The following is a 25,678-nucleotide window of genomic DNA, read 5'->3' as shown; positions in this document are numbered from 1 at the left end:
AATAACCCAAACCTCCGCTTGCGGAGGTTTTTTTGCCTGTGGAATATATCGATGTTGCTCAATGACTCAGCCGCAGCTCATGGCGATGCTCATGCTGATAATGCTCGGCGCAGCTGCTGCAACGTTGCTCAGTGGGATCTTGGGTCAAGCGCTCGGCTTCGATTTCGGTTTCGCAATCTGAGCATAGGCCGTACAAGCCTAAGTCAAGTTGACAGAAGGCGGCATCGAGGCGGTTTAAACGACAAAATAGCGGATGTTCTGCGAGGTGACTCTGTGCCAGGCGGTCAATTAACTCGCCTAGGCTGAGATTGGCATAATGCGCCCCAAGTATTTCAATAAACTGAGGGAGCGCGCCGATTTCCTTCCTTAGATTAGCTTCAAGCTCTGACAATTCTTGTCTGATATGGGTGGTGCTCACGTAAAATCGCCTGTTTTATCTGACTCTGGACATTCAGTCTAATAGTTCCACTATCAACGACTATGATAAAGATCAAGTATCTGTCCGATTTGCAGGGATTTAGTGGTGTTTTAAATAAAAATTCACCACTTTCTCATGGGATTATCCTATGCACTATCCGTGGTTATTCGCCAAGGCGCTGCTGCGCCTCTTCCAGCACTCGCACAATTTCCTCAGTAGTCTTATAGATGCGCAGCTCCCTAAACAGGGTGTCCGCCTCGGGGTATTGGCGATTCAAGTAACTAAACCACTGCTTAATTCGCGCCGGATAATAATCACTCTTATGGCCGCTCAGTTCACGTTGGGTGTAGCTCAGCATCAAACCTAAGGTGTCGGCCCAGCTATAAGGCGCCGCGCCAGTCTTAATGGTATCGGCAAGATTGGGCAGCGAAATCGCGCCGCGGCCAATCATAATGCTGTCGCAGCCCGTCACCTCCATACAACGCTCGGCATCCTCGCGGTTCCAAATCTCACCATTGGCAATGACTGGAATGGGCAAACGCTCGCGCACTTCGGTGATGTATTCCCAGTAGGCGGGTGGTTTATAACCATCGACCTTACTGCGGGCATGGATAGCCAGCTCAGTCGCGCCCGCTTCATAAACGGCCAGCGCATTCTCCATAAACAGGGATTTGTCTTCGTAGCCTAAACGAATTTTCGCTGTCACTGGATGCTCGGCGGGCACGGCTTGGCGCATGGCGCGTACAATATCGTGAATCGTATTCGGGTATTGCAGCAACACCGCGCCGCCATTACTGCGGTTCACCATCTTAGCGGGGCAACCAAAGTTTGCATCGACGCCGTGGGAGCCAAGCTCAATCGCGCGCATCGCGTTTTCGGCCATGCAGTTGGGCTCTTGCCCTAAAAGCTGTACGCGAACTGGCGTGCCCGAGGGGGTAAGGCCGCCATTGAGCAGTTCGGGGCAGAGTTTGAGGAACACTTTTTCGGGTAAGAGTTGGTCAACCACGCGCACAAATTCGGTGACGAGCAAATCGTAGGGGTTAATTGAGGACAAAATATCTCGCATTAAGTCGTCAACCACGCCTTCCATCGGAGCCAAAATTACGCGCACTGCAACAAACCCATATCCAGTTTCAAAGGACGTGCATTCTATCCTATTGGACTGTGGTTACAAAGCATTGCGAGGGAAGGGCGATGACTGTTTTGGGTTATTTTTACGACTAAATTCTGTTTCCTATCAGCATATTTTGATTATTTCTGTGATTTGGTGATATTTTTTGAAATGAAACCGAGATGGGGCGGGTCTTTTGCAGTAAGCCAGCTACAACACTGTTGTTGGCCACCATTCATCAAATAAAAGGAAGAAATATATGAAGTCAGTTAAGCAAACAGCCGTTGCAGTGGCGTTAGGTACAGTGGTGGTCGGTTCTGCGTTCGTCGTGAATGCGCAAACCAACCCATTCGGATTTGAAACCATGGAAGCGGGTTATCAAATCGTCGGTTCAGAAGGTAAATGTGGCGAAGCTAAATGCGGCGGCGATATGAAAAAAGCTGCAGCCGAAAAAGCCAAAGAAGGTAAGTGTGGTGAAGGCAAGTGTGGTGGCGAGATGAAGAAAGCAGCCGCTGATAAAGCCCATGAAGGCAAATGCGGTGAAGGTAAGTGTGGCGCCGATATGAAGAAAGCTGCTGCCGATAAAGCTCATGAAGGTAAGTGTGGTGAAGGCAAATGCGGTGGTGATATGAAAAAAGCCGCTGAAAAAGTCGAAGCTAAGGCCGACGCCGTCAAAAAAGAAATGAAATAAGCGCGAGTCGATACTATCGAGCTTCAATTCTACACTTGGCCAGCCTCTGCTGGCCTTTGTTTAGCGGCACGCCAGTAAAGAGGTTACAGCAATGCAAGAGAGTGGATTGGTTGGATTAGGCTTACGGCGTGAAATGCTCAGTGAGTTTTGCCAAGCGCTGCCAACGGCTATCGATTTTTTAGAGGTCGCCCCTGAAAACTGGATGACGCTCGGTGGAAAATACGGCAAGCAATTTAGGCAGCTTACTGAGCAACATACTTTTTTCTGCCATGGTCTGTCACTCTCTATCGGCAGTCCTGCCCCCCTAGATTTGGCGTTTGTTCGCCAAGTGAAGGCGTTTATGGATCTGCACCAAATTGAAGTCTATTCGGAGCATTTAAGTTATTGCTCGGGTGGCGGTCATTTATACGATCTTATGCCTATCCCCTTTACCGATGACGCAGTTAAGCATGTGGCGACGCGGGTAAAACAAGTGGAGGATATTTTAGAGCGGCCTTTGATCCTCGAGAATATTTCCTTTTATGCCGCGCCGAGCGCACAGATGAGTGAGCAGGCGTTTTTAACCGCAGTGTTAGAAGAGGCCGACTGTAAGCTACTGTTAGATGTGAATAATATCTATGTGAACTCGATAAATCATCAATACGATGCCGAGGCTTATTTAAAGGCCATGCCAACGGAGCGCATCGCCTATTTGCATATTGCAGGGCATTACCAACAGTCTGAAACCTTACTGATCGACACCCATGGCAGTGATATCAACGACCCGGTCTGGGCATTGTTGGATAAGTGTTATGCCCAGCATGGCGTCTTGCCGACGCTGCTCGAGCGTGACTTTAATCTGCCTGAAACGGTGCAGTTATTGGATGAGATTAACCAAATCCATGCCTATCAAGCGCGGGTGAAAAATCGTTTGGATAAGAGGATTGCCTGATGGATTTTACGCAAGTACAGCAGTCTTTTATCGATTATATTCGCGATCCCCAAAAGCCAGTGCCGAGCGGTGTACCCCTCGAGCGGATGCAGGTTTACCGAGAGCTGTTTTTTAATAATGTGATGGGCTTTGTCTCCAATGCCTTTCCCGTGCTCAAAAGTCTCTATAGCGATGCACAGTGGCAAGCCTTAGTGCAGGTTTTTTTCAGTCAACACGATTGTAAGTCCCCAATTTTTATTGATATTGCCGGAGAATTTTTACAATTCCTGCAATTTGAATATTCGCCAGCAGAAAGTGATCCGCCTTTTATGCTCGAGTTGGCGCACTATGAATGGCTCGAGCTGCGAGTGGCAACGGCGCTGCAAACGAGTGAGCAAGTTTTGCTATCCCAAGAGGATATTCTGCAACGTCATCTATGTTTAGCAACAACGGCCAGTGTGGCCCAGTACCAGTATCCGGTGCAGCAGATCCGCCAAGATTTTCGTCCAACAGAGGCGCTGCCGCAGCCAGTGTTTTTTTGCCTCTATCAGGATGAAGCGGGTGAGGTGGTTTTTTTACAATTAACGCCGTTAAGTGCGCAAGTGCTGGGATATTTGGCAGAACAAGGGCAGAGTCGCCTCGATGACATACTGAACTGGCTGCAAGGGATTTATCCGCAAATGCAACCGGCGATCTTAACCCAAGGCTGTATTCAGTTACTCGAGCTACTCGCCGTGAAAGGGATCGTGCGCGGGATTTAAGCGGTATGTTGCTAAAATCAGCAAAATAAATGCAATAACCTTACAGAAAAAGGGTTTTTGTTGATTTGACAAACCGCTACAATGGCGCCCGTTTTGTGATCTTAATCACTGTACGATTCCTGCGCACTTATCTTTGCACACATTTGAGGAGCTGTAATGAGCAGTCAGCCATTTAAAGACCCATTTAACTTTATGTATTTTATTGGTTTTATTTTAGTCTTACTGTTGCCGACGCTTCCAGCAAGCCTGACTTGGTTAAAGCAATTAGGCTTAATTTAAGCAGGTTTTAATCTCAAATTGAGTATACTACTGGCCACTCTTAGAGTGGCTTTTGTTTTTTAGGTTTGAGGCAGCCACATACTTTACTTATCTACAAACTATATGGTCATTTACAAACTATGATATTGAAACGCGGTTTGTTTTTATTGATAGGTTGCCTGGCGTTAGGCCTTGGACTGCTGGGTATTGTATTGCCTCTACTACCGACAGTGCCGTTTATCCTGTTGGCTGCTTTTTGTTTTGCCCGCTCAAGCGAGCGGTTACACCAGTGGTTGATGACCCACCCGTGGTTTGCCGATGCGCTGACCCAATGGCAACAACATAGGGCGATGCGCCCCGGCCTTAAACGCCGAGCAATGTTGCTCACGGGACTCAGTTTTAGCGTTAGTATCCTGGTGGTCCCGATTATCTGGGTGAAGTTGCTGCTGCTCACCATGGCGTGCGGATTACTTTGGTATCTTAAAACCATTCCTGAAATCGAATCCTAGTGTAGGGCGTGTTGATGTTTTGAGATTAAATTTTGTTCGTTCTGGCAAGCTTGTGCTCGCGAAACGAGGAATGACGTGTAGTAATTCTACTCAAATGACGAGCGGCTCTTATGACAGAAAGTAAGAGCAAATGCTTGCCAGACGAACCCTTCGGGCAGCGTTTGGTTGACGTTTCTGCTGCGTTATTGTCCGTTTATGTAGAATAACTACACAGCACGGACTTTGCCTTGCATAAACGCCAGCCAAATAGCTGCAAAAATAATCCTGAAACGTCAACACACCCTATGGAAGCACATTTGATCTAAGGCACAAATTGGTAACCAATTCGTCACTTGAATACGCTGCTTATTGCAACTCAAACCAAAGCGGCATAAGCTTTGTGCGAATTATTAAAGCTCGTCCACACTCGCTGTGGACGTTTTGTTTTTACCGCCAGCAGTTACGCGTGGCGAAACGATTAAGTTAAATTAAATGGCTATGAATACAGAAACCTTATCCTTGATAAAGCAAAGCATTAAAACGATTCCTAATTATCCTAAGGAAGGGATTCTATTTCGCGATGTGACCAGTCTGCTGGAAAATGCCGCGGCCTATAAAGCGACTATCGATTTATTAGTTGAGCAATATCGCAATAAAGGCTTTACCAAGATTGTGGGCACCGAAGCCCGTGGTTTCTTGTTTGGTGCGCCTTTAGCACTGGAATTAGGCATTGGTTTTGTGCCTGTACGTAAGCCTGGTAAGTTGCCACGCGCGACCATTAGCCAAAGCTATGAGCTGGAATATGGCCACGATAGCCTTGAAATCCATACCGATGCGATCACCGCGAATGACAAAGTGTTAGTGGTTGACGATTTGCTGGCAACTGGTGGCACTATCGAAGCCACAGTCAAACTTATCCGACAACTGGGTGGTGAAGTGCAAGATGCGGCCTTTGTGATTTCATTACCCGATCTCGGTGGCGAAGCCCGCTTAACTGCCTTAGGTCTTGAGTTGGTTAAACTTTGTGAGTTTGAAGGCGAATAATTCTTCAGCCAAAGGCGCCTAGGGATAGTTTAATGGCATGTCGTTAATTGACATGTTATCTTGCAACTATCTCGGGGCGCGATCCCCTTTTTTGTACCAACATTCTTGTCATGCACATTGGGGAGTTCCATGTCATATCAGGTGTTAGCCAGAAAATGGCGCCCTGCCACATTCGAACAGATGGTCGGCCAAAGCCACGTGTTGCACGCGCTCACGAATGCGTTAACGCAACAACGTTTACACCATGCTTATCTTTTTACGGGTACACGCGGTGTGGGCAAGACCAGTTTGGCGCGCCTGTTCGCCAAAGGCCTCAACTGTGAAAAGGGCGTAACGGCTTCTCCCTGTGGTGTGTGTGGCAGTTGTGTCGAAATTGCCCAAGGCCGCTTTGTTGACTTAATCGAAGTCGATGCCGCCTCGCGCACTAAAGTCGATGACACCCGCGAACTCTTAGACAATGTGCAATATCGTCCGACCCGTGGCCGTTTTAAGGTCTACCTGATTGACGAAGTACACATGCTCTCCCGCAGCAGTTTTAATGCGCTGCTAAAAACCCTCGAAGAACCGCCAGAGCATGTGAAATTTTTACTGGCGACGACCGATCCGCAAAAGCTGCCCGTGACTGTGTTATCCCGCTGCCTGCAATTTAACTTAAAAAGCTTAACTCAGCAGGAAATTGGCACTCAGCTACAACATATTTTAACCCAAGAGCAATTGCCCTTTGAGCACGAAGCCTTAACCCTGCTCGCCAAAGCGGCCAATGGCAGTATGCGTGATGCCTTAAGTTTGACCGATCAGGCCATTGCCTTCGGTGGCGGCACGGTAATGCTCAACCAAGTGCAATCTATGCTGGGCAGCATCGATGAGCAGCATGTGCTGGGCTTACTCAAAGCCTTAACCGATGCCGATATTGGCGTATTGATGCAGAGCTGCGCACAGGTGCTCGCCTATGGCGCGGACGCCCAAGAGGTGCTGCGCAGTTTACTGGAATTATTGCATCAAATTACCCTGACTCAATTTGCACCTGCCGCCGCGCAGCAATCCCTTTACAGCGCGCAAATTCAGGCCTTTGCCGAGCAGTTAGCGCCGGAACAAGTGCAGTTGTATTACCAGATTTTACTGACTGGCCGTAAAGACTTACCTCATGCGCCGGATCCTAAATCGGGCCTTGAAATGGCGCTGCTGCGAGCGGTGGCATTTGTTCCCGAAAAGCCTGTGAAACGTTGGCAAGTTGAAGACGCTGCTAAGGTGAGTTTGCCTGCTCAGCAGCCAACGTCTACTACGCCCGTATCAAATATGCCCGCGGCGGAACCAGCTGTAAATCAAGCTGTGGCTGAAAAAAAAACTCCGCTAACCGCTGATCGTGACTCACAGGCTCTGCCACAAGTAGCAACGACTGAGCCTATGGCTAAGAGTGAGAACGCTACAGCTTCGCAACAAGCCTTATCTGCTGAGGATATGTTAGCTGTCGATGATGCGATTGATGATGAGGCTGAACTGAATGCCGCATTAATTGCCGAGCAGCAAGTGATCTTAAGCCAAGCCCAAAGCCAAGGCTTTGGCGCAAGTGTGGCATCGAGTACTGAGGCCGTCTCAACTCCAGAAGCAAAAGCTGACTCAAGCTCTGAATCGAGCTCAGTTTCTACGCCTGCATCGAATCTTGATGCTGAGCATAATCAAGCTGCAACAGTGGATACCGCTAGCGTTGAGCTGAAGCCTTCTCCCGCGGCATTAACAGCAGCTGTTGCCTTATCTCTTGATGATATCGAGGAAAAAACTCAAGCGAGCGTTAATGAGAGTACAGATGCGGTAGCGCCAGATGAATATTCTGCAGAGGATTACGGACAATACGATTATGCCGCCGCGCCGCTCGATGCCTATCAGGATGATTATTCACAATTTATGGCTGAGGAGCAGGGCGGATTCTCTGGCTTGGAAGATAGTTCGTTTAATCGCGACAGTGCTCAGTCTATCGACCATAGGGATGTTGTGCATAAGTCCGCCGCGGCCCCCAAATCGCAGTCTTTTGTCGACAATTCAGCTTCAACAACTTCTCAGGCTTCAATACCTCCAGCATCAACTACTACTGTGTCCCTCGATGATGACGATATTTTATCGGCGGTATTAGCGGCGCGTGACTCCTTGTTATCCGATCTTGATGCGCTCAGCACCAAGGAAGGTGATGGAAAAAAGCCGGCAGCGGAGGTTAAGCTTAAAACCCCGAGCCAGAGTGCGCATAGCGCGCCAGTCTCTCACGCGACTTCACAAAACACGCCTTCAGTTGATGCATCTATCAAGCCGCAAGGGGTTAGTCACGCGTCCGATAACGACTTTGAGCTGCCCTTTGACGATGATTTCGAGGCCGAGCTCCATCTTGAGTCACAATCAAATGTCACGCCAACTCAGCCGCTTGACCCGAACGATCGCCCGCCATGGGAAGAGGCGCCTGTCGCGACAATGGATGATGCCAATGCGTCGGCTGCAAGTGCTAACCTACAGACTGAAAACGCTGTTGTGCCGCAAACAGCTGTTAATGATTTAGGCGCTGCGACCGTCGCCGCTCAAATATCGCCAACGGATAGCGAGACGACACATGTTGGGCAAGCGGCTGGACAACATATTGGACAAGAAGCTGCACAAGAGGCTCTACAAGAGAGCGAGCCAGCTGCGCAAAGCCCTGAGATGAATACGGCGCCGCAGCCGCCTCAGGGACTTACACCACAACTAACGCAGCAACAAATACAGCAACCGACTCAGCCACAAGATTCGGTGCAGTCACAGTCAAATGAGACGGTACAACCAACGTCATCCACTGCATTAACATTGGCGCAATCGATTACTGGTCATCCCTTAGACTTGCACTGGTATAAGCTCATGGCGAGCTTAGAGATTGGCGGCCGTGTGCGTCAGTTAGCGGTAAACTCGATTTGTCAGGTGCAGGCTAACCCTTTGCCGTTGCTGCTAAAACCTGACCAGAAACACTTGGCGGCGCCCGTGGCGATTGAGCAGCTAGAGCAGGCTCTGACCGCCGCGTTGGGGAACCCGAGGCAGGTTGAGGTGGTCATAGGAACTGATCCCGCGCGGGAAACCCCCTTGGAAATGCGTAAACGTTTCCACCAAGAGTTACTGCAGCAGGCGCGCCAATCGCTAATGATGGACGATAATGTGCAATGGCTGATTAACCGTTTTGGCGCCGAGCTGGATCAGGATACCTTACTCTATCCGCAAGAGTTGCTAGCCCAGCGTAGTGGACTCATTCCCGCACTGCCTGAGCCCGAGTAATATTTCCTCTGTGCATATGCTGCGTGGAGTGGCAGAGTTTGTTAAAAACTCGCTATCAAGATCATAAGTTTAGCGATGGGATATCGGCATTGATTGCCAATCCCATTTATTTCAGTAAGATTAGCCAGCTTAAAAGCTTGCGACTAACCCTAATAGAAGAGAAATGACTATGTTTGGAAAAGGCGGTATGGGCAATCTGATGAAACAAGCCCAGATGATGCAAGAAAGAATGGCAAAAATGCAGGAAGAAATTGCCCGCATGGAAATGGTCGGTGAATCAGGTGCAGGTCTGGTTAAAGTGACTATGACTGGCTCACACACAGTGCGTAAAGTCGAAATCGATCCAAGTTTGATGGAAGACGATAAAGAGATGCTGGAAGATTTGATTGCCGCAGCGTGTAACGATGCCGCGCGTCGTATCGAAGAAAATCAGAAAGCCAAAATGGCCGAAGTGACTGGCGGTATGCAATTACCACCAGGCATGAAAATGCCATTTTAATTGAGATAGACAATGAAATTTAGTCCCCTGCTTGACGAGTTAATTCAGTCCCTGCGGTGTTTGCCAGGGGTTGGGCCGAAATCGGCTCAACGTATGGCGTTTCAATTGCTTGAGCGCGATAGAAAAGCTGGGCTTAAATTAGCCTCTGCACTGTCGAGTGCCATGAGCGATATCGGTCATTGTCAGTCTTGCCGAACCTACACTGAAGAAAGCCTCTGTCCGATTTGTGCTAGCCATAAACGCGGCTCCTCGTCGACGATTTGTGTAGTCGAAACGCCGGCCGATGTGTTAGCCATTGAAGCGGGTGGACATTTTACCGGTCGCTATTTTGTATTGCTGGGCCATTTATCGCCACTCGATGGGGTGGGACCTGAGGAGTTAGGCTTGGCGCTATTAGAGCGTCACTTAGCCTCGGGCGATGTGGCTGAGCTTATCCTCGCGACCAATCCCACGGTAGAAGGTGAGGCCACCGCTCACTTTATTGCCGATATGGCAAGGCGCCACAAAGTGGTGATCAGCCGTATCGCCCACGGCGTTCCCGTGGGTGGCGAGCTGGAATATGTCGACAGCACCACCTTAGCGCTGTCCTTCAATGGGCGTATCCCGCTGTAGCGAGTGATGGACTCAAGATAAAACCCGCCAGCCCAGTGCTCGCGGGTTTTATTTTATGGGCGCAGGATGATGTGATTAAAGAGTATTGAGCAGATGGTCTTAGTGTTCTTGTTCACCGCGTTAGCATCCCTCATTTACGGCTGACGACTCCCCAAATATCTGGGCCATAGGCCGTGTTTTCGCCTCAGATTGCTTTATTTTTCGCCATTTGATCAGTGATTTTATCTCCCCCCTTGAAAAGTGGATTTACAGCCCCATTTTATTAATCACTAAGCGTTTGCTTTAACCAAATTGCGTAACAAATAAGGAAAATTTCATGTCACAACAAGAAACTCATGGTTTTCAAACTGAAGTCAAACAGCTGTTGCATTTGATGATCCATTCTTTGTATTCCAACAAAGAAATTTTCTTGCGTGAACTGGTCTCCAATGCTGCGGATGCGGCCGATAAGCTGCGTTACCTTGCGTTGACCAACGACGGACTATACGAAGGTGATGGTGAGCTACGTGTGCGCATTAGCGCAGACAAAGAAAAAGGCACTGTGACCATCGAAGACAACGGCGTGGGTATGACCCGCGATGGCGTGATTGAGCATTTGGGCACGATCGCCAAATCGGGCACCGCTGAATTCTTTAAAAACCTCTCTGGTGAAGCCTCAAAAGATTCGCAATTAATCGGTCAATTCGGTGTGGGCTTCTATTCTGCCTTTATCGTGGCGAAAAAAGTCACAGTGCGCACCCGTGCGGCAGGCCATAAGGCCAATGAAGCCGTATTGTGGGAATCGGAAGGTGAGGGCAGTTTCACCGTCGATACTATCACTAAGGCGAGCCGTGGTACCGAGATCACCCTGCATCTGCGTGATGAAGAGAAAGAGTTTGCCGATGAGTGGCGCCTACGCTCCATTATCACTAAATACTCAGACCATATCTCTGTACCAGTTGAAATGTGGCAGGAAGGCACCCCTGAGCGCGATGGCCCAGACGGTGAAAAAATCCCCGCTACCGAAGGTTACTGGAAGGTCATGAACAAGGCGACTGCGCTGTGGATGCGCAACAAGTCTGAGATCAGTGACGAAGAGTACCAAGAATTTTATAAGCACATTTCCCACGACTACACAGACGCACTGCTGTGGAGCCATAACCGCGTTGAAGGTAAACAGGAATACACTAACCTGTTGTATATTCCTTCAAAAGCGCCATGGGATCTGTGGAACCGTGACCGTAAGCATGGCCTGAAACTCTTTGTTCAGCGCGTGTTTATCATGGATGACGCCGAGCAGTTTATGCCATCTTACCTGCGCTTTGTGCAGGGGTTGATTGACTCAAACGATCTGCCGCTGAACGTGTCTCGCGAGATTTTACAGGACAACCACATCACCAAAGCGATGCGCACCGGTATCACTAAGCGCGTGCTGGGCATGTTGGAAAAACTGGCAAAAGACGATGCGGAAAAATACCAACAATTCTGGGCCGAATTTGGTCAAGTGTTGAAGGAAGGTCCTGCGGAAGACTTTGCAAACCGTGAGCGTATTGCTGGCTTACTGCGTTTTGCGTCTACCCATACGGGCAGCGCGGCACCGACTGTGTCACTCGATGATTACATTAGCCGCATGAAGGAAGGCCAAACCAAGATTTACTATATCGTGGCCGACAGCCACGAAGCCGCGGCCAACAGCCCGCACTTAGAACTGCTGCGTAAGAAAGGCATCGAAGTGTTGCTGATGTCAGAACGTATCGACGAGTGGTTAATCAATCACTTAACCGAATACAAAGAGAAGCAATTGCATTCTGTGACCCGTGGCGAGCTGGAATTAGGTGAGCTGGAAGATGCAGCCGAGAAAGAAGCGCAGGAGAAACTGGCCGAAGAATCGGCACCACTCCTTGAACGCATCAAAGCGGCGTTAGGCGCCAGCGTGGCCGATGTGAAAGTGACTTCACGCTTAACCGATACCCCAGCCTGTGTGGTGACGGGGGAAGGTGAGATGTCGAGCCAGATGATCAAACTGATGCAGGCTGCCGGTCAGCCAGTGCCAGAGGTCAAGCCGACGTTTGAGGTAAACCCTGCGCATCCATTAGTGTCGCGCTTAAACGATCTTCAAGATGAAGCCGCCTTCGCCGATTGGTCGAATCTGTTATTGCAACAGGCGCAATTGTCGGAGAAGGGCAGCTTAGCCGATCCATCGGCCTTTATTAAGCTGATGAACCAAATGCTATTGGCGAACCTGAAGTAAGACATTCGGGGCACTTGAGTCGAGACACAAGTGCCCCGATTCCGTTTTAGGCACCGCAAAGAGCATTATCCTAGGGCATTTCTCTACAGAGGTGCCAGTTTGGGAGTAAGGAAAACCATGGACAATATCCTCGATCTAACGAAAGACAATATTCAGCAAGTGGTTGATGCTTCGATGCAGCAACTGGTGGTGATGGTGTTTTGGGCCCAGCCACAGCCGCAGAGTGTTGCCATGGTGCAAACACTCGAGCAGCTTGCCGCGCAGCATGCTGGTCGTTTTGTGCTGGCGAAAGTGAACTGCGAAACCGAGCTGGAAATCGCTAACTATTTCCGCATTCAAGCACTGCCGACTACCTTAGTGCTGGATAAGGGCCAGCCAATAGATGGCTTTGCGGGCATGCAAGAGGCGGTGCAGGTGAGCGCCATGCTAGAGAAACACTTGCCACCCTTATGGCAATTACAGCTTGAGCAAGCCAAAGCCCTATTAGCCTTAAGCCAAGTATCGGCGGAGGATTTATCCACGGCGGCCGTGTTACTGAAAGAGGCTTATAGCGCCTCAAATCAGGCGGCCGAGGTGAGTTTAGTGCTTGCCGATGTGTACTTGATGCAGGGTGAACTCGCCCAAGCGCAGCTGCTACTCGAGCAGATTGGCCTTGCCGACCAAGACGGTTATTACCAGAGCTTAAAGGCGAAATTAACCCTTGCTTTGGATGCGGCGGACACGCCAGAAATTCGTGATTTGCAGCAGAAGTTCGAGCATAATCCGCAGGATTTAGTGTTATTACTCGAACTTTGTAAGGCCTTGCATTCGGCCCACCGAGACGAAGAAGCGCTCGCACATTTATACAGTGTGTTATCTAAGGATTTAACCGCTGAAAATGGCAAGGTAAAACAAGTCTTTATGGAGATTTTAACGGCGCTTGGGCAAGGCAATAGTCTGGCGAATCAGTACCGCCGTAAGCTCTATACCTTGCTCTATTAAGGATTAAATTGGCCGCAAAACTGCGATTTATTTACGGTTTCTGAGGCTAAAGTCGAAGCTAAAAGCCTTCTCAATGGCGGCCAGATGTGCGAAGATCGCCGCCCTAAGAAGAATATCAATGCGAAAAAGAGGACTCTTGAGATGCGCATTATCCTATTGGGCGCCCCAGGTGCCGGTAAAGGTACCCAGGCCCAGTTCATTATGGAACAGTATGGTATCCCACAAATTTCTACTGGCGACATGTTACGTGCTGCCGTTAAAGCCGGTACTCCGCTGGGTTTAGAAGCGAAGAAAGTGATGGATGCAGGCCAACTGGTTTCTGATGATCTGATCATTGGACTGGTTAAAGAGCGTATCGCACAGGACGACTGTGTTAAAGGTTTCCTGTTAGACGGTTTCCCACGCACTATCCCACAAGCGGATGCGATGGCGGCAAACGGTATCAGCATTGATCACGTGATCGAAATCGATGTGCCAGACGAGGAAATCGTTAAGCGCATGAGCGGTCGTCGCGTTCACCCAGGTTCTGGCCGTGTTTACCACGTGGTATTCAATCCACCTAAAGTGGAAGGCAAGGATGATGTAACAGGCGAAGACTTAGCGATTCGTCCAGATGACGAAGAAGCCACAGTGCGTAAGCGTTTAGGCATTTACCACGAGCAAACTAAGCCATTGGTTGAATACTATGGCAAAGTGGCTGCGGCGGGTAACACTCAATACCACAAGTTTGATGGTACTCAGTCGGTAGCGGCTGTGAGTGCACAATTAGCCAGTGTGCTGAAATAAGCATCATTGCTAAATTCGAGAACAAGTTCTCATATTAAGAAAAAGCCTGCTATTGCAGGCTTTTTTTATTGGCAACTGAATGTTAGCCTGCCGTGGTATTTGGCTAATAAAAGGTAACACATTGACTTCTCCCTCTCCTGCGTTTGGCGTGTTATTGGTCAATCTCGGCACGCCCGATGAACCCACTCCCAAAGCGGTTAAGCGATTCCTCAAACAGTTTTTAAGTGATCCTCGGGTCGTCGATTTGTCCCCATGGCTGTGGCAGCCGATTTTGCAGGGGATAATCCTTAATACCCGTCCCGCCAAGGTGGCCAAACTTTATCAGAGCGTATGGACGGAGCAGGGCTCACCGCTGATGGTGATAAGCGAGCAGCAGGCGCAAAAGTTAGCTACGGATCTGAGTGCGACCTTTAATCAAACCATTCCGGTGGAACTGGGCATGAGCTATGGCAATCCTTCGATTGATAGCGGCTTTGCCAAACTTAAGGCCCAAGGCGCCGAACGTATCGTGGTACTGCCGCTGTATCCGCAATATTCCTGCTCAACCGTCGCCAGTGTGTTCGATGCGGTGGCGCAGTATTTTACCCAAGTGCGTGACATTCCTGAGCTGCGTTTTAGCAAGCAGTATTTTGACCATGAAGCCTATATCGCGGCTTTAGCGCATTCGGTTAAGCGCCATTGGAAAACCCATGGGCAGGCTGATAAGTTGATTTTATCCTTCCACGGTATTCCGCTGCGTTATGCCACCGAAGGCGATCCCTATCCTGAGCAGTGCCGCGCGACGGCTAAGTTATTGGCACAGGTGCTGGAATTAACCGAAGGACAATGGCAGGTGTGTTTCCAATCCCGCTTCGGTAAAGAAGAGTGGTTAACGCCTTATGCCGATGAGCTGCTGGCCGATTTACCCCGCCAAGGCGTAAAAAGTGTCGATGTCATTTGCCCCGCCTTTGCCACCGATTGCCTTGAAACCTTAGAAGAAATTTCCATTGGCGGTAAAGAGACTTTCCTGCATGCGGGCGGCGAGGCCTATCACTTTATTCCCTGTTTAAATGATGATGAGCTCCATATCGAGCTGCTCAGGCAACTGGTGCAAGAACAAGCTCAACCTTGGATACGCGCAGAGTGACGGTAAATTTCTCCCGTTGAAACCGAAAGACGGCCTAGTTTCATGCTGATTTTATGGTAGAATCTGCGCCCTTTGTGGCTCGGGAGTGGATTTTTTATCTCTCTAGCCTAGACTCATTATTTTTAGGACACGATGAGCGCAGGCTCATTGTAATGCCCATTAGCATGGATGCCAGGAAAAGAGAGCCACTATGAAGTTTCCCGGTCAGCGCAAATCGAAACATTATTTTCCGGTCAAAACCCGTGACCCATTGCTTGAGCAATTAACGCAGCAACCTCAACCCTTTTCGACTTATGTCAGCGGTATCGATCAAACCCTAGTGGATATCGAAGCCAAGGTAGAGGATGAGTTGCTCGGCCGTTATGGTTTACCTAAGGGCAATTCGACGCTTATCAATGACGAGCAAGCGCATGCCCTGTATACCGAGCTGAAACAAAACGCTTTGATCAGCGATGAGTTTGCGGGCGGCACTATTGGTAACACAGTGCACAATTATTCTATTTTGGCCGATGACCGCTCAGTGTTGTTTGGGGTGATGAGCCAAAATATCGAAGTCGGCAGTTACGCCTACCGTTATCTTTGCAACACTTCCTCTAAGGTTGACCTTAATTTCCTGCAACCCGTCGATGGTCCTATCGGCCGTTGTTTCACCCTGATTTCGGATTGCGGTGAGCGTACCTTTGCGATCAGTAAAGGCGCGATGGACAAGTTAACCCCAGAATACATTGATAAAGACGTAGTGCAGGGCAGCTCTGCCTTGGTATTAACCGCCTATTTAATGCGTGCCAGCGGCGGCGACAGGATCACCGATGCGGCCATGTGCGCGATTGAGTACGCTAAAGCAGCCGAAGTCCCCGTGGTATTGACTCTAGGCACACGCTTCTTAATCGAAGAAGATCCGGTCTGGTGGCAAAACTTTATCCAAGAGCATGTGACCATTTTGGCGATGAACGAAGATGAAGGTGAGGCCTTAACCGGATTTCGCGATCCGCTGCTTGCCAGCGAAAAAGCCCTCGAATGGTGTGATATGGTGTTAACTACTGCTGGCCCAATCGGGCTTTACACCGCGGGTTATACCGATGATGCCGAAAAGCGTGAAACCACCCATACACTGCTACCCGGTGCTATCCCCGAATTTAACCGTTATGAGTTCTCGCGTCCTAAGCTGAAGCGTGACTGCGAAAACCCGATTAAAGTGTTTGCGCATATTTCGCCTTACATGGGCGGCCCAGAGAAAATTGGTAACACCAACGGTGCCGGTGATGGCGCGTTGTCAGCGTTGTTGCACGACTTGGCGGCCAATACCTTCCACAAGACCAATGTGCCAGGTTCAAGCAAGCACAAGCGTGATGGTCTGTGCTATTCGTCATTCTCCCAAATTTGTAAGTACGCTAACCGCGTGGCTTACGAGGTGTTAGCGCAGCATAGTCCGCGTCTCTCCCGCGGTTTACCTGAGCGTGAAGACAGCTTAGAAGAATCTTACTGGGAAAGATAAGCCTACATAGGTTTAAGTAAATAAGGGCAATAGCGGCAAACCGTTATTGCCCTTGTTGTTTTTGGGAGAGACAAAAAATTTGAGCCAATGACGTTTTCTCAACAATTAACCCTGTGGATGTTAATTTTTGCTACAGGCAGACCCGAATAAATGATAACGTTAGCCGAATCACTGCTCCCAATAACAGCGAATATTAAGGTGGAATTTTCGGTGAAAGCGCAGATCTTAACAGAAATGAAGGTACTCAAGACAATCGATCCTGAGTTCGAAGTGCAGCGTCGTGTGGCGTTTATTAAATCTAAACTGCAGGCAGCCCGCAGCAAAGCCTTGGTCCTTGGGATCAGCGGTGGTGTGGATTCGTCCACGGCAGGGCGTTTATGCCAGTTGGCCGTTGATAGCCTCAATAGCGAACATCCAGACGGCGGCTATCAGTTTATTGCGGTGCGCTTACCCTATCAAATTCAAAAAGATGAGCACGAAGCTCAGCAAGCTTGCCAATTTATTCAGCCGACCAAGTTAGTCACCATCAATGTGCATCAAGGGGTTGATGGTGTGCATCAAGCCACCTTAACGGCCTTTGTCGAAGCGGGATTGCACTCACCGGATGCGGCGAAAGTCGATTTTATTAAAGGTAACGTGAAAGCGCGGATGCGCATGATTGCCCAGTATGAGTTAGCCGGTTTAGTGGGTGGCTTAGTAGTGGGGACAGATCATAGCGCCGAGAATATCACGGGTTTTTATACTAAATGGGGCGATGGTGCCTGCGATCTGGCGCCTTTATTTGGCCTCAACAAACGCCAAGTGCGTCAGGTAGCGGCGTATTTGGGCGCACCAGAGTCCTTAGTCTATAAAGCACCAACCGCGGATTTGGAAGATAATCAACCGCTACTCGAAGATGAAGTGGCGCTCGGGCTGACGTACGAGCAAATCGATGATTTCCTTGAAGGAAAAGCCGTCGATAAAGCCGTGGAAGAGAAACTTATCAATATCTACAAGGCTACGCAGCATAAGCGCCAACCTATCCCCACGATTTACGATTAATTGAAGACGCTTACCGTCTGAAAATTAACGAAAAAGCACCCTGGCTGGGTGCTTTTTTATGTGCGAATGCTTAATGCTATCTCGCCAAGTTGCTTTCGGCTTAGTCACATTGTGCTTAGCCGTATTGAGCAGAGTTGCATTGAGTTCAGCTGCATTCCTTTAGCTGTGCTTCGCTTGAAGGTGGCAACGCGTCAGGGCAATCAAAGCGTTTGAGTATTGTCGATAGTCTAAATAGGGCGTGAGCAGTACACAACTTGAGTGCGTGGATTGTGCTTGCAGCATCGCTGTGACGTCTTGCAGTTTAGCCTGTGAGTCTTGCATCAATTGCAGCTCGGTTGTTTGCAGTGCGTTAGTGGCGATGTGGCTATCGGCTGCAATCCCTAATGCAGTGGCCGCGGCTTGTCCACAGACAATATGAATATTGGCATGTGGCGAGAGAGCATTGGCACCTATTAGCAGCATTTGCTGCTGTTTGAGTAATAGGTTGTCGCGATAATTGCGCCAATCCTCACAGGGCGCGCAAATTTTTGCCATAATTGTGAAGACCTTACGCCAGTGATTGCCATTTAAGGCGATAAGCTCTGATATCGCATTATCCTGCGACCAATGCCAATCTTCAGGCATGAGTGGGGGATTGGGGAGATAAAACGCATAGGTCGCTGTGGCTGGGCCAATGTGCATAACAGTCGAATATGGGAGTCAAAGTGGGGCGGATCTTACCCTAACTTAGGCGCGCTGCCGAAACTAAATTGCTGCGAGATCAAATCTTAAACATGAAAGTTGAGGTTTTTTTTTATCTAACCTTATAATCTAATTGCGCATTTTATGGGATCCAAGGGACGAGAATGAAAGCCATCATCATAGGCTCAACCAAGCATCTATTTTTCGCGGCATTTTATGCCTGTTTGGGGATTGCCGTCGCCCTGTTGGTGACTGGGATACACTTTCTCAATGCCAGACCCGATCTCTCCCTCTGGCACACCACAGAACTTAAAAACGAATTTCGCTACAACACCAAATTAGACAAATTTAGTGATTACATCGCCTTAGAAGATAAGTTATTTGCCGAAGTGGAGAATAAAGTCCTTAAAAAAGTCTCGGCGACGGATGCATCACCCGTGAATCGTTATGTTAAAAATAGCCTGTCGGATCCCGCCCGTTGGCCCCATAACTGGAATCGCACCTTCGAGTGGCCTAAGGCCAATGCGCCCTTTGGTGTACTCCTTCTCCATGGTATGTCGGATTCGCCCTATGCCATGTCAAATGTGGCGGCACATTTTAAGGGTAAAGCCCATGTGCTCGGATTAAGACTCCCTGGCCATGGCACCATTCCGAGTGGTTTGACGAGCCTCTACTGGCAGGACTTAGCCGCCGCGGTGAATTTAGCAACGGCGCATATGAAACAAGAGCTTAAAGGTAAACCGCTGTTTGTGATTGGTTTTTCAACGGGCGCTGCGGTAGCGCTTAACCATGAGTTAGAGCTTATTAATCAGGAGAAAGATCCTGATTATGCGGGGATGATTTTTATGTCGCCCGCCATTGGGCTTGCACCGATTGCGGCGGCGGCCCGTTGGCAGAGTTGGATTAGCCGTTTACTCGATTTAGATAAATTGCAGTGGAACAGTATTCAGATGGAATACGATCCCTTTAAATACACCTCTTTTGCGGTAAACGCAGGCGATGTGGTTTATCAATTAGCGCTGCGTAATCAAAGTCTATTGAGTGGGCTAACGCCTGCACAACGTGAACATATTCCTGACATATTAACCTTTCAATCTGTCGCCGATGCGACGGTTTCAAGTGCCGCGGTAGTGAACCTGCTTTACCAAGTGCTACCCGAGAAAGGCCATGAGTTAGTGTTGTTTGATATGAACCGTACCGTGATCAACAGTAAATTGATGGCAAATGATCCGCTGCTCGCGTTATTACCAGCATCCTCCGATACTATCCATTACCGTGGCACCTTGATTGAAAATCAGGATAGCGAGACGACTCAGGTTCAAGCGCGAGAGTTTGGCATTATGCCTCAAGATAATAGTGTGCCAGCGCTGCAAAGCTTATCTTTGCATTGGCCTGCGGGGGTGTATTCTCTGTCCCATGTGGCCTTACCCTTTAATGAAGATGATGGATTATACGGCATTAAAACCAATGAGAAATTACACCGGATCCAAATTGGCGCTGCCTCATCCCGTGGCGAGCGTGGAGTGTATAGCGTGCCTGCCGCGGAAATGTTACGCCAAAAATGGAATCCGTTTTTCCCCTATATGCTGACGCGAATTGACCAATATCGCGCCGCGCATATGCCCGATTAAACTGTGACTAGGGTGCAAACCACGCAGTTGCGCCCTTGTTCCTTAGCCTTATACAGGTTCTCATCCGCCTGTTTTAACCAAACTTCAAGCGTTGAGCTGTAAGCTGCATCGGCAATGATGGCGCCTATGCTGACGGTGACACTAAAAGTGACATGATCGGCTGGGTTCGTAATGACCACGCTGGCGAGTTTTTCGCGGAAGGCATTAAGATGTTGCTCAACTTTCAAGGTATTACACATAGGTAATATCAAGACAAACTCTTCACCACCGTAACGGCAGAGCAAATCGACATCACGCTTAAAGTGACTCGTTAACACTTCTGCCATGACCCGTAGGCACTCATCACCCGCCAGATGGCCGTAGGTGTCATTCACTTTTTTAAAGAAGTCAAGGTCGAGTAATACTACGGCAATGGCATCTTGGCCCCGTTCACACAAGTCTTGAATTTTCAGGAATTGCTTCTCGGTATAACGCCGATTGTACAAATTGGTGAGGGAATCCCGCTCGGCCATATCCTTGAGTTTGCGGTTAGCGATTTCCAAATCCATAGTGCGCTGTGCCACTTTATCTTCTAACTCGAGTTGATGACTAAGCAGCGCTTGTTGGTTGGCTTCTAAGCTCTCGTACAGGCTATAGATTTCCTTTGGTGTACTGTTATCGAGCAGCTCGTGTTCAAATTTTTCCTCATTGATACTGCCGTCTTTCTTTTGACTAAAATGTTGCGCCAGCAAGGCGAGGGGAGTAGTCGTTAAGCGGCTGATTGCTTTGGCGATAATAATGGCGCCGACCATGCTGAGTAACAGTAACACTATAGTCTTAGTATATTGCTCTTGGGCTAAGGTCAGCAGGGGGACAAACGGCTCAACCACATATAAATGCCAGCCATTTTTGAGTTTATGGTGGGCGTAAATATATTCAGGCGTTTCAGTATCCTCCTGATTGATATTCATCAGCTGTAATCGCGTGCGATACTCAGTGCTGCCCGTGACATAGTTGAAAGGGGTTAAAGGCTGTAGACCGAGTCTTTCCGAGGCGTAAACAATATTCTTCTTCTCATCCAATAAGATAATGGATTGCGTCTCATGGTGTTGATTCTGCTTATCAATATTGGAGAAGTAACTTAAATCGAGGCTGCCCTCAACAATACCAATCGCAGTTTTAGACTCCTCTTTAAAGATCGGGGCACTGATGGCGATGATGATGTCCTTGCCGAGCCCACGGCCAATAAATACTGGCGAGACAAAGGTGTTATGGTGAATAAAAGCTTGGATAAAGTAATCCCTATCTAGCACATTCACTTTTTGTGGTAACAGCTTAACTTGGTTAAGTTTCTCAAGTGGGCTGCCCGCCACTATGTCGCCATCCTCATTGGCGATAAACATAGTCGTAAAACTGGGGGTTAACCCTTGAACACTATCGAGGACGAGTTGCCATTGTTCGAAAGGCAAACCCGATACGCTGATAAATTTACCTATGCTGGCAATAGTACGGGTGTTAGTGCTGATATAAGTTTCGGTGGCGTGGCCTAAGGAGATCCCTGTGTCATTGAGGTTTTGATTAATCAACACCTGTTGTTTATCCATAAAATAATGATTAAACACGAGGGATGAGGTCAGTAAGCTGATGGTGGTAATCAAAATAAACAGATAGCTAAGCTGGGCACTCATGGTTCGGCGAGTATGGTTTACCAGCTTATCTTTTAAGTGCCACAAACTGGGGAGTGCCACCACGCAAAGCTCACCTAAGGTAGTGTAGAATATGCCATTAAAAGCTTGTTTTACCGTGGTGAAGGGAATGTGGTAAGTCGGCATCCCCGTGATTAACCACAGGTATAAGCCCATTAATGGCAAGCCTAACAACAGCCAATAACAAATGCTGGCGTAGAGTATGGGGAAGTCTCTGCGCCGCGCAAATCCCAACCATAGCGCCTCGAGCAAAAACACCAGATAGACGTGGGCACTAGACCAGGCCAACATCAAACCCGTTGCCGTGAATAGGGCAGTAAACAGGGCATACCAAGGCCCAAGTAAGATAGCCACTATCACCACTGCCGCGTTGCCTAAAATAAGCTGGACGTTGGCAAAGAGTGGAATAGGGTAGATGTTGAGCACTAAACCCAGTAGGCCGAGAAAGGTGGCTAACTTTAGATGGGCAATATTCAGAGCTGATACACGCAAAGATAAGTCCCTTTAGTCAAAATTATGCTTAAAAAGCAATCGATTGCACTCAAACTATAAATTATATCTAGCTTAGCAGAAGTTTCTTAATTTGATATTGAACAGGTGGCTTAAGTTTGGTCTTAGCTCACAGTCTGGCATTCATCATGGTTTTACCTGCTAGCGGCTATATGGTTTCTGGCAAAAATTCGCCACACAGACCAGAAACTAAGCAGTTGATCAAACTCATTTCACTAAGCACTTGCACAGAGGCGAGGCAATTGCTAAAGTCTGGCTCACTTAAGGTGAACCCCACTCAATAGCATCTTAAGTAACAAGTGCTTAAACTTATCTAAGATAATTTATTTAAGCACGACATTTTCGGTATGTAGCGCAGCCCGGTAGCGCACTGTCATGGGGTGTCAGGGGTCGGAGGTTCGAATCCTCTCATACCGACCAAATTCATAAACAATAAAGTCTGCAATCTTAATCAGTTGCGGGCTTTTTTGTGTCTGTGATTTGCATTGAAATGATGTCTTTACGTTTTGTATATGTGGAATACAACCGAGTTATTAATAACTTAGGGAGTTTTCATTGGTATGGCTTATGGCAATCAATGGTATGTCAAATAGCGGACGGTCGCCTCGCTAATCACCACGGCTCACCTGTTTAGCATTGGTATACCCTGTAGGTTTAAAGAAATGCTAAGCAGTTTTGGGACAAAAAGCAACATAGACCCTTTGCTCTAACTCTTCAGTTTCGGATTAAAATTTCTAAGGAGATAACGCCCTGTTAATGGGCAAAATTTAGTTGGCTATAATCTTGAGCGGAGCGAAATCAGCCAACTGAATTTTGCCCACTATTCAACAGCTTGTTATATGCCTAGCTGCACCATTCCGCTAAAACATCGCTTGAAGAGCAACCATGCATTTTCAAGTCTAAAGGATCCACTCCAAATGCAAGCGCAAACTCCGCCTCCCCTTCAATTGTTATCAACCAATTAATGCCTATTCTAGCTATTCCCCAAACGGTCGCGGATTTATATGATTCGAAATCACCACCTTCAATTATTGTCGACGTAACTTCAACTAAAACTGGGTCAATGACAGATTCAAGCAACTGTTCCGAAAGCTGTTTGACATACTCCTCATAGCTCCTTCCTTTAGGAGTAATAACTTGAGGTTCACAGCTTTTCAAAGAGGCCTCAATCTTCGTGATGGCGTCGATTCTATTCATGGCATATAACGCCGCAAGCAGCGGCGAGCGTTAGCGAGTCCAGCACCAAAGGTGCGATGCTGACTTGCCTTGTTAAATGTGGATTTGGCACAAACCATATTTTACCTCTATAGCCTTAAGCACTTTGCCTAGCTCAGCTTTGACCAGTGACTTGAGCTGCTCAGGGTCATTTTCCACAAACTTTCCCTCACGCAAGCTAATGGTGGTTGCAACTTCCAAGCTCTGCTTCGATTTGCGCAAAGGGCCAATTTCTGGCTCATTGATACTTTCCTCGGCCCAACGAATTACCATATTTATTTCTTTGAACGGCATAGCATCAAACGCATCCGTTTGCTCAATTAACGGCTTAACATCATCACAGACCGAAACCATTGCTTGGCCAATGTTTTTGATTCGACCTTTAACTAGGCCCACACCGCCGATTAAAACTGGATACTTACTCATAGACATTTAACATTTTATTAGTGCGCATGCGCGTTTACCTCATTGGACCAGTGAAAACGCGCACAGTTAACTATCTGTATGCAAAGAACTTATCAGCTTTCTGCCAAATACACTATATGGAAAAACGCGCATGCGCGTTTTCCAAACCTATTAACTAAAATTCAGCCACTATAGTTATTTGATTTTATAGAACTTTATTTGCTACAGATGGAATTAATGCGCACTTATATTGTCTTAAAATCACACCAAAGTATCTAAATTTAAATATGACTGTATAGCCATACATTATTAGCCACTTCGCGGTAGGGCCAAACATAGGTAACTAGATGAGAATTTGTATGGCAACAAGAGTAGGTATTTTCGATTGAGATAACGAGCCGAAACACACTTTGGGGCAAAAAGCTTTTAGCCAATGAACAGTTCAATGGTCGTTAAGATTGGCATTGTTGCAACAGTGACCGTTGGCGGCATGGATGCCGCCGTCGAGCCTATAGGGACATATTCACGGCGTGTCACTGGGGAAACAATGACAATTCATCCTGAACACCTGACAACAAACTTATCTCGTTTGGGGCAAATAGGTATTTAGCTGCACGAAGAGTTATACAGTCAGTTCGGATTGGCATTGTTGCTATCTCATCACAATTCTTACACCAATCATAAATGGACTAACTTTATTTGTATTGTTAGGCCGCATCACAGACTTGATTTCTACCTGCTCGCTTTGCTTGCATCATGGCCTGATCGGCATTATTGAATAGGGTTTCCAAGAGGGTTTGTGCCTCATCGGGATGATTGATTTGAGGCAAGACCAAGGATGATATGCCAAAACTTGCGGTGCAGTGGATGCTGTGGCCATCAAGCTGTAGTGGGTGCGTATCAAACCCGTGGCGAATCGACTCCGCCACTTGCCATGCTTGCTCATGGTGAGTGTTGGGTAAAATCAGCCCAAATTCTTCGCCGCCTAAACGAGCAAGAATATCATTTGTTCTCAGTTTGGTTTGCGTCAATCTTGCGATATGGATAAGCGCCGCATCACCCATCGTATGACCCCAGCGGTCGTTAATCCGCTTAAAGTGATCAATATCGAACATGATAAAAGCCAGTGGTAGTGCTGTTTGCTGCGCAACTTGGCGACCGAGATTGAAAAAAGCCCGGCGATTATAGAGTTGGGTCAGTTCATCTGTATCGGCAAGGCGTTCGGCCGTGGATTTTGCCTCTATCAGCGCTTGCTCCATTTGCTTGCGCTCGGTGATATCGATGGCGATTTCGATTCTAACTAATCGGCCATCGGTCCAATGAATGGCTTGATCGCGACATTGGTACCAACGACCATTTTGGGTATTTTGAAACTCCCACACATGGACGCCTGCAGGATTTCCCTTTTCATCCAATAGTTTAGGGTTAGTACAAAATTGACAAGGCGAGTGTTGTGCCGATTGTAGCACTTGATAGCACTTTTTACCTTTTGCCTCACCCCAAACCGATACACCGTAGTCATTGAGATAGAGTAAATCATAGGTATCTAAATCAGAGACATAAACCAGCGCATCGAGACTATTTAAAATAGTATCAATGGCTTGACTGTGGTTGGTATCGGAACCCGTTTCGGCGTGTTGTTGGGCAATTTTTGTCATGGTTCGCAGCCGTGCAATTAAAGGGAGTACTAACAATATGGGGTACTATTTATAGATGCTAATATAACCTATAAATATAAATCTGTCCGATATTCAATTAATTATGTTGTTCTAAAATGGCTAGATTTCTATTACTAGGCATTCACTTTGCCTCTTTAAC

The 25,678-nt window shown here is 48.0% G+C and carries 23 protein-coding genes and 1 tRNA gene; 17 read left to right on the top strand and 7 right to left on the bottom strand.

The features are described from left to right. Positions 1-58: 58 nt before the first annotated feature. Positions 59-418 (bottom strand): TraR/DksA C4-type zinc finger protein, encoded by a 360-nt coding sequence (locus B5P39_RS09685; protein ID WP_011717378.1) that lies wholly within the window; start codon positions 416-418, stop codon positions 59-61. 163 nt (positions 419-581) lie between these two features. Then, positions 582-1,529, bottom strand: coding sequence for a tRNA-dihydrouridine synthase (locus B5P39_RS09680; RefSeq protein WP_088211358.1), 948 nt, complete (start codon positions 1,527-1,529; stop codon positions 582-584). Between the two features lie 259 nt (positions 1,530-1,788). Between B5P39_RS09680 and B5P39_RS09675 the strand changes: the two genes are divergently transcribed. The 15 genes from B5P39_RS09675 (at position 1,789) to nadE (ending at position 17,733) form a co-directional block, all read left to right on the top strand. Then, entirely contained in the window at positions 1,789-2,220 is a 432-nt protein-coding gene (locus tag B5P39_RS09675; protein WP_088211357.1) for an HvfA family oxazolone/thioamide-modified RiPP metallophore, read from the top strand. A gap of 91 nt (positions 2,221-2,311) precedes the next feature. Next, positions 2,312-3,151 carry an HvfB family MNIO-type RiPP peptide maturase gene (locus B5P39_RS09670; RefSeq protein WP_088211356.1) on the top strand — a complete coding sequence of 280 codons (840 nt, stop codon included), beginning with the start codon at positions 2,312-2,314 and terminating at the stop codon, positions 3,149-3,151. Beyond that, positions 3,151-3,891 carry an HvfC family RiPP maturation protein gene (locus tag B5P39_RS09665; RefSeq protein WP_088211355.1) on the top strand — a complete coding sequence of 247 codons (741 nt, stop codon included), beginning with the start codon at positions 3,151-3,153 and terminating at the stop codon, positions 3,889-3,891. The genes B5P39_RS09670 and B5P39_RS09665 overlap by 1 nt, the downstream gene beginning before the upstream one ends. A 156-nt stretch (positions 3,892-4,047) precedes the next feature. Next, positions 4,048-4,170: a hypothetical protein gene (locus B5P39_RS24910; protein ID WP_011623018.1), complete on the top strand. Its 123-nt coding sequence runs from the start codon at positions 4,048-4,050 to the stop codon at positions 4,168-4,170. Positions 4,171-4,289: 119 nt separating this feature from the next. Then, the gene (locus tag B5P39_RS09655; protein WP_088211354.1) at positions 4,290-4,658 is read left to right on the top strand and encodes a YbaN family protein; all 369 of its coding nucleotides are present in this window, start codon (positions 4,290-4,292) and stop codon (positions 4,656-4,658) included. 471 nt (positions 4,659-5,129) lie between these two features. Next, positions 5,130-5,681, top strand: a complete 552-nt coding sequence (apt, locus tag B5P39_RS09650; protein ID WP_011623016.1) for an adenine phosphoribosyltransferase — start codon at positions 5,130-5,132, stop codon at positions 5,679-5,681. Positions 5,682-5,810: 129 nt separating this feature from the next. Beyond that, positions 5,811-8,963, top strand: coding sequence for a DNA polymerase III subunit gamma/tau (gene dnaX, locus B5P39_RS09645; RefSeq protein ID WP_088211353.1), 3,153 nt, complete (start codon positions 5,811-5,813; stop codon positions 8,961-8,963). A gap of 169 nt (positions 8,964-9,132) precedes the next feature. Further along, the gene (locus B5P39_RS09640; protein WP_047540411.1) at positions 9,133-9,462 is read left to right on the top strand and encodes a YbaB/EbfC family nucleoid-associated protein; all 330 of its coding nucleotides are present in this window, start codon (positions 9,133-9,135) and stop codon (positions 9,460-9,462) included. 12 nt (positions 9,463-9,474) lie between these two features. Further along, entirely contained in the window at positions 9,475-10,074 is a 600-nt protein-coding gene (gene recR / locus B5P39_RS09635; protein WP_023265729.1) for a recombination mediator RecR, read from the top strand. 316 nt (positions 10,075-10,390) lie between these two features. Continuing rightward, a complete protein-coding gene (gene htpG, locus B5P39_RS09630) occupies positions 10,391-12,304 on the top strand; it encodes a molecular chaperone HtpG (protein WP_088211352.1) in 1,914 nt (637 codons plus the stop codon). A gap of 117 nt (positions 12,305-12,421) precedes the next feature. Then, positions 12,422-13,285: a co-chaperone YbbN gene (locus B5P39_RS09625; protein WP_088211351.1), complete on the top strand. Its 864-nt coding sequence runs from the start codon at positions 12,422-12,424 to the stop codon at positions 13,283-13,285. Between the two features lie 141 nt (positions 13,286-13,426). Continuing rightward, positions 13,427-14,071 carry an adenylate kinase gene (gene adk / locus B5P39_RS09620; protein ID WP_011623010.1) on the top strand — a complete coding sequence of 215 codons (645 nt, stop codon included), beginning with the start codon at positions 13,427-13,429 and terminating at the stop codon, positions 14,069-14,071. A 79-nt stretch (positions 14,072-14,150) separates the two neighbouring features. Beyond that, positions 14,151-15,197 carry a ferrochelatase gene (gene hemH, locus B5P39_RS09615; protein ID WP_164717866.1) on the top strand — a complete coding sequence of 349 codons (1,047 nt, stop codon included), beginning with the start codon at positions 14,151-14,153 and terminating at the stop codon, positions 15,195-15,197. Between the two features lie 190 nt (positions 15,198-15,387). Then, complete coding sequence (locus B5P39_RS09610) at positions 15,388-16,692, top strand: inosine/guanosine kinase (RefSeq protein ID WP_011626429.1); 1,305 nt, start codon at positions 15,388-15,390, stop codon at positions 16,690-16,692. 210 nt (positions 16,693-16,902) lie between these two features. After that, positions 16,903-17,733 (top strand): ammonia-dependent NAD(+) synthetase, encoded by an 831-nt coding sequence (gene nadE, locus B5P39_RS09605; RefSeq protein WP_088211455.1) that lies wholly within the window; start codon positions 16,903-16,905, stop codon positions 17,731-17,733. A gap of 159 nt (positions 17,734-17,892) precedes the next feature. Here nadE and B5P39_RS09600 read toward each other — a convergent pair whose 3' ends face one another. Next, complete coding sequence (locus B5P39_RS09600; protein WP_088211350.1) at positions 17,893-18,414, bottom strand: DUF6942 family protein; 522 nt, start codon at positions 18,412-18,414, stop codon at positions 17,893-17,895. A 164-nt stretch (positions 18,415-18,578) separates the two neighbouring features. Here B5P39_RS09600 and B5P39_RS09595 point away from each other — a divergent pair, with 164 nt between their 5' ends. Beyond that, positions 18,579-20,045: an alpha/beta hydrolase gene (locus tag B5P39_RS09595; protein WP_088211349.1), complete on the top strand. Its 1,467-nt coding sequence runs from the start codon at positions 18,579-18,581 to the stop codon at positions 20,043-20,045. On the opposite strand, the gene B5P39_RS09590 is transcribed toward B5P39_RS09595, so the two are convergent. Beyond that, entirely contained in the window at positions 20,042-22,222 is a 2,181-nt protein-coding gene (locus B5P39_RS09590; protein ID WP_088211348.1) for a sensor domain-containing diguanylate cyclase, read from the bottom strand. The two genes, B5P39_RS09595 and B5P39_RS09590, sit on opposite strands and share 4 nt — an antisense overlap. 361 nt (positions 22,223-22,583) lie before the next feature. On the opposite strand from B5P39_RS09590, the gene B5P39_RS09585 reads away from it, so the two are divergent. Continuing rightward, positions 22,584-22,660, top strand: a tRNA-Pro gene (locus tag B5P39_RS09585). A 423-nt stretch (positions 22,661-23,083) separates the two neighbouring features. Here B5P39_RS09585 and B5P39_RS09580 read toward each other — a convergent pair. The 3 genes from B5P39_RS09580 to B5P39_RS09570 all read right to left on the bottom strand — a co-directional run bounded on the left by B5P39_RS09580 (position 23,084) and on the right by B5P39_RS09570 (position 25,518). Further along, complete coding sequence (locus B5P39_RS09580; RefSeq protein ID WP_088211347.1) at positions 23,084-23,437, bottom strand: hypothetical protein; 354 nt, start codon at positions 23,435-23,437, stop codon at positions 23,084-23,086. A gap of 72 nt (positions 23,438-23,509) precedes the next feature. Further along, entirely contained in the window at positions 23,510-23,881 is a 372-nt protein-coding gene (locus B5P39_RS09575) for an Imm39 family immunity protein (RefSeq protein WP_176399902.1), read from the bottom strand. A gap of 686 nt (positions 23,882-24,567) precedes the next feature. Then, positions 24,568-25,518 (bottom strand): sensor domain-containing diguanylate cyclase, encoded by a 951-nt coding sequence (locus B5P39_RS09570; RefSeq protein WP_088211345.1) that lies wholly within the window; start codon positions 25,516-25,518, stop codon positions 24,568-24,570. Between the last annotated feature and the right edge of the window lie 160 nt (positions 25,519-25,678).

Source organism: Shewanella sp. Shew256 (genome assembly GCF_002196695.1).
Lineage (GTDB): Bacteria > Pseudomonadota > Gammaproteobacteria > Enterobacterales > Shewanellaceae > Shewanella > Shewanella mangrovisoli.
The sequence above is the reverse complement of the archived record's forward strand: the minus strand, read 5'-3'. Positions and strand labels throughout refer to the sequence as shown.